This window comes from Mesorhizobium sp. M7D.F.Ca.US.004.01.2.1, assembly GCF_003997785.1.
Lineage (GTDB): Bacteria > Pseudomonadota > Alphaproteobacteria > Rhizobiales > Rhizobiaceae > Mesorhizobium > Mesorhizobium loti.
Map to the genome: position 1 here is coordinate 1 of NZ_RZRQ01000270.1, position 7,895 is coordinate 7,895.

A 7,895-nucleotide genomic window follows, 5' to 3' on the forward strand; every position below is an offset into this window, starting at 1 on the left:
GTGGTGTTCACCGGCAAGAAGTTCACCGACAAGGTCTATTACTGGCACACCGGCCACCCAGGCGGCATCAAGGAGCGCACCGCGCGCCAGCTGCTCGAGGGTCGTTTCCCCGAGCGTGTCGTCGAGAAGGCCGTTGAGCGCATGGTCCCGCGTGGCCCGCTCGGCCGTCGCCAGATGAAGAACCTGCGCGTCTATGCAGGTGCCGAGCATCCGCATGTCGCCCAGCAGCCCGTTGTACTCGACGTGGCCAAGCTGAACGCCAAGAACAAGAAGGTCGCATAAGATGGCTGAGCTTTCCTCGCTCGCAGAACTGGGCGCCGCCACCGGCAACACCAACACCCAGCCGGCAGCCCCCGTCCACGTCCAGAAGCTCGACAAGTCGGGCCGCGCCTATGCCACCGGCAAGCGCAAGAACGCCATTGCGCGCGTCTGGGTGAAGCCGGGTTCCGGCAAGATCATCGTCAACGACAAGGAATTCGCGACCTATTTCGCGCGTCCGGTCCTGCAGATGATCCTCAACCAGCCGATCATCGCCTCCAACCGCGCCGGCCAGTACGACATCGTCGCGACCGTTGTCGGCGGCGGTCTCTCCGGCCAGGCCGGCGCCGTGCGCCACGGCATCTCCAAGGCGCTGACCTACTACGAGCCGACGCTGCGCGCCGTGCTCAAGAAGGGTGGCTTCCTGACCCGCGACAGCCGCGTCGTCGAGCGCAAGAAGTACGGCAAGGCCAAGGCCCGTCGTTCGTTCCAGTTCTCGAAGCGCTAAGCGCTCCGAAATTCAGACAATCGAAAGGCCGCCTCCGGGCGGCCTTTTTGTTTGCGGCTCGGCAAGGAGGTAGAAGAGCGCGGCACCCTACCTCCCTTCGATGAGGAGGTCGGCGCGCAGCGCCGGTTGGGGTGATGGCGCCGGGGCGGCAATGCCTGGCGGCAGACCTCAAGGCCTGCCGGCCTTGATGAAATCAATAAACGCTCGCAGCGGGGCTGGCACCAGGCGCCGGCCGGGATAGTAGAGGAACGGCCCGGGAAAACTCGGCCACCACGGTTCGAGAATGGGCTCAAGGGCGCCGCTTTCGAAGTAAGGGCGGAGCCAGCCCTCGAAGAGGCCGATGATGCCGGTGCCGGCGATGGCCGCGTCGACGGCAAGATCGGTCGCCCCGCCGATCCGCACGATCAATGGCCCCGTCGGATCGACCCGCACCACCTCGCCGTCGCGCTCGAATTCCCAAGGCAGCATTGCACCGCTGGCAAAGCGCCCGCGCACACAAGAATGGCCAAGCAGGTCGCTCGGGTGTTGCGGCCGTCCGTGGCGATCAAGATAGGCAGGGCTGGCGGCGGTGGCGAAATGCTGCACGCGCGGTCCGATCGGCACCGCGATCATGTCCTGTTCCAGCCGCTCGTCATAGCGGATGCCGGCGTCGCACCCGGCTGCCAGCACGTCGACAAAGTTCTCGTCGGCGATCACCTCCAGCCGGATACCGGGATAGGCAGTGAGGAAACCCGGCACGATGTCGGGCAATATCAGCCGCGCGGCGCTGACCGGCACATTGAGACGCAACGAGCCCGCCGGCCTGTCGCGAAAGCCGTTCACCACGTCCAGCGCCGCCTCCACCTCCGACAGCGCCGGGCCGAGCCGTTCCAGCAGGCTGAGACCTGCCTCGGTCGGCACGACACTGCGCGTCGTGCGGTTGAACAGCCTGACGCCGAGCTGCACTTCCAGGCGACGCACCGCCTCACTCAAGCCCGAAGCGCTGCCGCCGCTGGCACGCGCGCCATCGCGAAAGCCGCCGGCGCGCGCCACCGCAACGAAGGCGTTCAGATCACTGAGATCCATCATTGTTCGCCATTCCGCACAGCCTGTGTGGATTGTACCTGATTATCACGAGGTTGAGCAACGCCTATCTCTGCCTCCTCAAAAGGAGATCAAGCATGTCCAATATTCAACAGGCCGGCACCTTCACCCTTGGCAGCCACAGCGTGAAGCGGCTCGGCTACGGTGCCATGCAACTCGCCGGACCCGGCGTGTTCGGGCCGCCCAAAGACCGTGACGCGGCATTGGCAGTGCTGCGCGAGGCCATTGCGCAAGGCGTCGACCACATCGATACCAGCGATTTCTATGGGCCGCACGTCACCAACCGGCTGATCCGCGAGGCCCTGGCACCCTACAAGGACGATCTGGTCATCGTCACCAAGATCGGCGCCCGGCGCGGCACGGATGGATCGTGGCTGCCGGCCTTTTCTCCCGAAGCGCTGACCCAGGCGGTGCACGACAATCTCAGCAATCTCGGGCTCGAGGTGCTTGATGTGGTCAATTTGCGCATCATGTTCGATACCCATGGTCCAGCCGAGGGATCGATCGAAGCCCCGCTCGCTGTGCTGGCCGGGCTTCAACAACAGGGCCTGGTCCGGCACATCGGGCTGAGCAACGTGACGTCGGCGCAGATAGCCGAAGGACGCCGGATCGCCGAGATCGTCTGCGTGCAGAACCAGTACAATCTGGCACATCGCGACGACGACGCCCTAATCGACGACCTTGCCCGCGACGGCATTGCCTATGTGCCGTTCTTCCCGCTCGGCGGCTTCAATCCACTGCAATCTTCCACCCTGTCGAAAGTCGCAGCGCGCCTCGGCGCCACACCCATGCAGGTCGCGCTCGCCTGGCTGCTGCGCCGCGCGCCCAACATCCTGCTGATCCCCGGCACATCGTCGGTCGGGCATCTCAGGGAAAACCTAGCGGCGGGTGAACTCGAATTGCCACAGGATGTGCTCAGCGAACTGGACGGCGTGGCGCTGGCGGCTTGAAGCTAGCCAATCTCCCCCCTCGTGGGGGAGATTGGCTGCCGCAGCCGCCGCTTAGTTGATACTCGCCGTATTCGCCGGCTCAGCCGGCCGCGCCTCATCAGCATAAGGCACGCGAAAACCGTTCGCCGCCAGCCAGTCGATGGCCGCCTTCGGCTCGTCGGTCTGGATGATGGTGGCGCCCCGATCAGCCCAAAAACCCCAGCTTTCGCGCGGCAGGCTGGCTTGCACTGCCAGTTCGTCGCCGCGGCCGCCAGCCAGGAAGCCGCCCGGCTTGTTGACGATGGCGTAGGTGTCGGCCCAGATGTGCCAGTTGCCCCTCACCGCGGCCGCGCGCATGCGCGTGCTGAACAGTGGTCCGCCGGTCTCGGTCAATTTCTCGGCGCCTGCCCGCCAGTTGATCAGCTCGATCGCACGCGGCGAAAAGGCACCGTCGACCGTCTCGGCGAAACCGGCATCATGCACCGCGTCGTCGGCGATGATGGGCATGAACTGGAAGCCGCCGCCGATGGCGCCCATGGCGGCCTTGACCGCGGAAATCCGCTGTGAATTCCACAGGTTCTCCTTGACGATGACCTGCTCGGCCATGCCGAGGTCGCGGGCGACCGCGATCATGCCTGGGAGGTCGCCGACTTCGAGCTTGTTGTCGAGATTGATGAGGATCCTGTCCCTGGTCGCCATGAGCATCTCGCGCAGCGTCGAGACTGTCTCGTCGGTGACAGCGCCGGTGCCCTCAATCACAAGCCTGCAGGTCTTGAGCTCGGCCAGCGTGTATTTGACCACCTCGCCCTTGCAGGTCGTGGTGCGGTCGAGCCAGCTGTCATGCATGACGACGAACTCACCGTCCTTCGAGCGCCGGATGTCGACCTCGACGATCTCGGCGCCCATGGCGATCGAACCTTCCACAGCGGCAATCGAATTCTCCGCATAAAGCGTCTTGCCAGCCTGCATGCTACCGGCGCGATGCGCGGCCACCATGACGTGGTCGCGCCACTGGTTGGCATGCTCGAAGCGGTCGAGGATCTGTCTGGCGCGGGTTTCGCCGGCCAAGGCTTGGCCAGAGGCAGCCGCCAAGGCCGCGGAAAACAGAAGGCTCAGCCAAAGGGTCCGCATCGAGAATCGCTCCTTGCCGGATCGAAACCCGGATAGGCGATGCCCGTGACATCTGGGTGAACGAAGCCGGCTAGCGGATTTCTGGTTTGAGCATGATCTCTGGACAAACGGTTTCCGTTTGTCCGAGAAAACCGGCTTCCACTTTTCGGGATCATGCTCGCAAAAGCTCTCCTCAGATGCGTTTCGAGAGCCGGCGGAACCACGCCATGGCCGGCATCTCGACGAAACGCCAGGTGATCCAGGATGCGGCGATGGTGGCGGCGAGCATGACGACGATCGCCACCGCTCCCGTCCAGCCGGCGCCGAAGCCGGTGGCAGGCTGGCCGCGCAGCATGAAGTCGCCAATCAGGCCGAGGCCGAGTTTGCGCTCGACGAGCCCAGCGACGTTGATCAGGCGCGCCTGGACGAAGATGTGGACCATGTAGATCGAATAGGACAGCGCGCCGAGCGTCAACATGAACGGGGCTCTCAGCAAGGCGCTGATCCAGCCGCCTTCATGGGCGAACAGAAACAGCGCCAGCGCGAACACCAGGGGTGCCGCGATGCCGAAATCATTGCCGCCGGCCAGCGAAACAAAAAGCACGATGACGGCCACCATGACGATTTCGGCAAGGGTCCAGTCCATCCGTGGGCCGCTTCTGGCGAGGACCTGTCGTGCCCCTGCAATGGAATCATGCTGAAACCAGGCCAGCAAGGCGCCGAGCGAGAAGCCGTACAGGCAGCGGATGAAGCCGAAATCGAAGGACACATCCATATGATGGGTCGAGAAGCCGAGCAGGAACAGCGGCGCGGTGACGGCGGCGGCAACGAACCATATCCAGGCGCGTGCGCCAGCGACGAAGACTACGCCAGCGAACAGGAGATAGGCGAAGAACTCGGCCGAAATGCTCCAGCTTGGGGCATTCCAGGTCAATTGATCCTCGAAGCCGACACCCTGCAGCAGGAGAAGATTGGCAAGCAGACTCCTAGGGTCGAAGCCGCCGGTGAAGGGAGCAGCACCGGTGCCATGCAGTTGCGGCAACATCAGGCGCAGCAGCTCGAAGCCGGCAAAGGCGGCAAGCATGAGCAGATGCAGCGGGTAGATGCGACCGAAACGGACCAGGGCGAAGCGAGCAACCTGTTCCGGCTGATTGAGCCGATCGCCGTAGCTGCTGGCAATGACGAAACCGGACAGAACGAAGAAGAAATCGACGAAGAGATAGGACGAACCGATGAAGGCGCTTTGCGAAACCGTCGAACCGGTCGGGAAGTGAAACAGTGCCACCAGAAGCGCACAGATACCGCGCCACGAATCAAGGACCAGGAAGCGTTCACCGGCGATCGTACCGGTGTGGGTCGACACCGCGGCACGGGGAGGATTAAGAAACGCGGCCTGCGTCATGATGATACAAATCCTGTCTTGCCGTGGCACTCGCGCAGCGCCACTCCGTCTCGCCAAGCTGTGACTGGCATCTTCCGTGCCGGTTCTGTAGTTGTTGCACCCCGATGAAAAACGAGGATCCGTAATGGCGAACAACAACATCGACAACGCCTTCACCGCCCGTTCCAAAACGGGCGCCGCATTCGAGCCGACCTACTCCGGCGCACTGTCATTCATGCGGCGCAAATACACCAAGGACGTGAAGGGCGCGGATGCGGTGGTGTGGGGTATTCCCTTCGATGCCGCCGTCACCAACCGGCCCGGCGCCCGCTTCGGGCCGCAGGCGATTCGCCGCGCCTCGGCGATCCTCGACAACGACCCGCAATATCCGTTCTCACGCGATCTGTTCGAGCATCTGGCGGTCGTCGACTATGGCGATTGCCTGCTCGACTCGGGCAACCACCAGAAGACGCCCGGCACGATCGAGCGCGAAGCGGCGAAGATCCTCAAATCCGGCGCCTTCCTGCTGACGCTCGGCGGCGACCATTTCGTCACCTGGCCGCTGCTCAAGGCGCATGCCGCCATCCATGGGCCGCTCGCTTTGGTGCAATTCGACGCCCATCAGGATACCTGGCCGGACGACGGCAAGCGCATCGACCACGGATCCTTCGTCGGCCGCGCCGTCAAGGAAGGCATCATCGATCCCGACCGGTCGATCCAGATCGGCATCCGCACCCATGCGCCCGACACGTTCGGCATCAAGATCCTCTACGGTCATGAAATCGAGGAGATGCGGGCGTCCGACATCGCCTACGCCATCGTCGACCGCACCGGCGGCAAGAAGACCTATCTCACCTTCGACATCGACTGCCTCGATCCGGCCTATGCGCCGGGAACCGGCACGCCGGTTGCCGGCGGGCCGTCCTCGGCGAAGATCCTTTCGACGCTGCGCCAGCTCAACCAGATCGATATTGTCGGCGCCGATGTCGTAGAGGTTGCGCCGGCCTATGATCACGCCGATATAACGGCGATCGCCGGCTCCATGGTGGCCATGCAATATCTCGGCCTGCTGGCGGAGCGAAAGGCACGGCTTGAAGAGCTGAACAACGGCCATCACAACGGTGCCGCAGTGAACCACGGTAACGGCATATAGTCCTAGAATATCAGGGAATTTGATCAATCCATGAAACCGAAAATCTTCATCGACGGCGAACACGGCACCACCGGCCTGCAGATCCGGGCGCTGCTTGCCGAGCGCGGCGACCTGGAAATCATCTCGGTTCCCGCCGAGCGCCGCAAGGAAACGGCGGCGCGCGCCGAGCTCCTCAATGCCGCCGATGTCGCGATCCTGTGCCTGCCCGACGATGCGGCGAAGGAAAGCGTCTCGCTGATCGCCAACGACACCACCAAGGTCATCGATGCGTCGACCGCGCATCGCGTGGCGGAAGGCTGGGCGTATGGTTTCGCCGAGATGGACAAGACGCAGGCGAAGACGATTGCCTCGGCAAAACGCGTCGCCAACCCCGGCTGCTGGCCGCAAGGACCGATCGCAACGCTGCGGCCGCTGGTCACCGCCGGCCTGCTGCCGGCGGATTTCCCGATCACCGTCAACGGCATTTCGGGCTATTCGGGCGGCGGACGGCCGATGATCGAGGACTATGTCGCCAAGGGCGAGGACGCCTCGGAATTCCTGCCCTACGGCCTTACCCTGCAGCACAAGCACGTGCCGGAATTGAGGGCCTATGCCAGGCTGTCGCATGATCCGATCATGCAGCCGGCGGTCGGCAATTTCGCGCAAGGTATGATCACCGTCGTGCCGTTGCAGCTTGGTGGCCTCGACCATGTGCCGACCGGTGCGGAACTGCATGCGGCGATTGCCGACCATTTCGCCACCATCAAGGGCGGCGTGGTCGAGGTGGCGCCCTACGCGCATTCGGAGCGGATGCCGGAGATCGATCCGGAGATCTACAACGGCACCAACCGGATGAAGGTCTATGTCTTCGCCAACGACAAACGGGCGCAGGCCCTGCTGCTGGCGGTCTATGACAATCTCGGCAAGGGCGCCTCGGGCGCTGCCGTCCAGAACATGGACCTGATGCTCGGCCTCTGATGGACGCGCCAGCCTTTCCAGTGCGCTGGAAGGTCAGCGCGCCCGAACTCATTGCCGAGACCTTTTCGAGCCGCATCTGGAAGGTTTTGCGCGAAGACGGCTCGCCGGCGATCGTCAAGGCACTCCAGCCTTTCGATGATATCGCCGACGAGTTGCGCGGAGAGCATTACCTCGCCTGGCGGCGCGGCGAAGGCGCGGTGCGCCTGCTCGGTCGCGACGACCACAGCATGCTGCTCGAATATGCCGGTGAAACTCTTCTGCAGCAGGTGCTCGACGAACAGGGCGACTTTGCGGCGACCGCAATTGCGGCCGACGTGATGGCAAAACTGTTTTCGCCTGGGAAAGACCCCTTCCCGCCCGATCTTCAACCGCTGAGGGAACGGTTCGCCAGCCTGTTCAGGAAAGCCGCATCCGATCGCGACGCCGGCCATGACAGCCTCTATGTCGAGGCCGCCGTCGTTGCCGATCGGTTGCTGGCCAATCCGCATGATATCAGGCCCCTGCATGGCGACCTGC

General features: G+C 63.7%; 9 protein-coding genes. 6 read left to right on the forward strand and 3 right to left on the reverse strand.

The genetic code is table 11. The features are described 5' to 3' along the window. Positions 1–282: 50S ribosomal protein L13 (gene rplM / locus EN993_RS26940; RefSeq protein WP_127265282.1), on the forward strand; the 282-nt coding region annotated here is incomplete at its 5' end. Position 283: 1 nt separating this feature from the next. After that, positions 284–766: a 30S ribosomal protein S9 gene (gene rpsI / locus EN993_RS26945; RefSeq protein ID WP_023810272.1), complete on the forward strand. Its 483-nt coding sequence runs from the start codon at positions 284–286 to the stop codon at positions 764–766. A gap of 168 nt (positions 767–934) precedes the next feature. Here rpsI and EN993_RS26950 read toward each other — a convergent pair whose 3' ends face one another. Further along, the gene (locus tag EN993_RS26950) at positions 935–1,834 is read right to left on the reverse strand and encodes a LysR family transcriptional regulator (protein ID WP_127265283.1); all 900 of its coding nucleotides are present in this window, start codon (positions 1,832–1,834) and stop codon (positions 935–937) included. A gap of 92 nt (positions 1,835–1,926) precedes the next feature. Between EN993_RS26950 and EN993_RS26955 the strand changes: the two genes are divergently transcribed. Then, positions 1,927–2,799 (forward strand): aldo/keto reductase family oxidoreductase, encoded by an 873-nt coding sequence (locus EN993_RS26955; protein ID WP_127265284.1) that lies wholly within the window; start codon positions 1,927–1,929, stop codon positions 2,797–2,799. Between the two features lie 51 nt (positions 2,800–2,850). Here the strand turns inward: EN993_RS26955 and EN993_RS26960 are convergent, their stop codons facing one another. Together EN993_RS26960 and EN993_RS26965 are read right to left on the reverse strand one after the other, a co-directional pair. Then, positions 2,851–3,909 carry a glycerophosphodiester phosphodiesterase family protein gene (locus EN993_RS26960; RefSeq protein ID WP_109669472.1) on the reverse strand — a complete coding sequence of 353 codons (1,059 nt, stop codon included), beginning with the start codon at positions 3,907–3,909 and terminating at the stop codon, positions 2,851–2,853. A gap of 172 nt (positions 3,910–4,081) precedes the next feature. Continuing rightward, entirely contained in the window at positions 4,082–5,290 is a 1,209-nt protein-coding gene (locus tag EN993_RS26965) for an acyltransferase (RefSeq protein ID WP_127265285.1), read from the reverse strand. Positions 5,291–5,414: 124 nt separating this feature from the next. Here EN993_RS26965 and speB point away from each other — a divergent pair, with 124 nt between their 5' ends. From speB to EN993_RS26980, 3 genes are all read left to right on the forward strand, one after another. After that, positions 5,415–6,422 carry an agmatinase gene (gene speB / locus EN993_RS26970; protein ID WP_109669467.1) on the forward strand — a complete coding sequence of 336 codons (1,008 nt, stop codon included), beginning with the start codon at positions 5,415–5,417 and terminating at the stop codon, positions 6,420–6,422. Positions 6,423–6,452: 30 nt separating this feature from the next. Continuing rightward, on the forward strand, positions 6,453–7,379 hold the full coding sequence (gene argC, locus EN993_RS26975; RefSeq protein WP_127265286.1) for an N-acetyl-gamma-glutamyl-phosphate reductase: 927 nt from the start codon (positions 6,453–6,455) through the stop codon (positions 7,377–7,379). Further along, the coding region (locus tag EN993_RS26980; protein ID WP_281040576.1) for an aminoglycoside phosphotransferase family protein at positions 7,379–7,895 on the forward strand (517 nt) is incomplete at its 3' end. The genes argC and EN993_RS26980, both read left to right, overlap by 1 nt.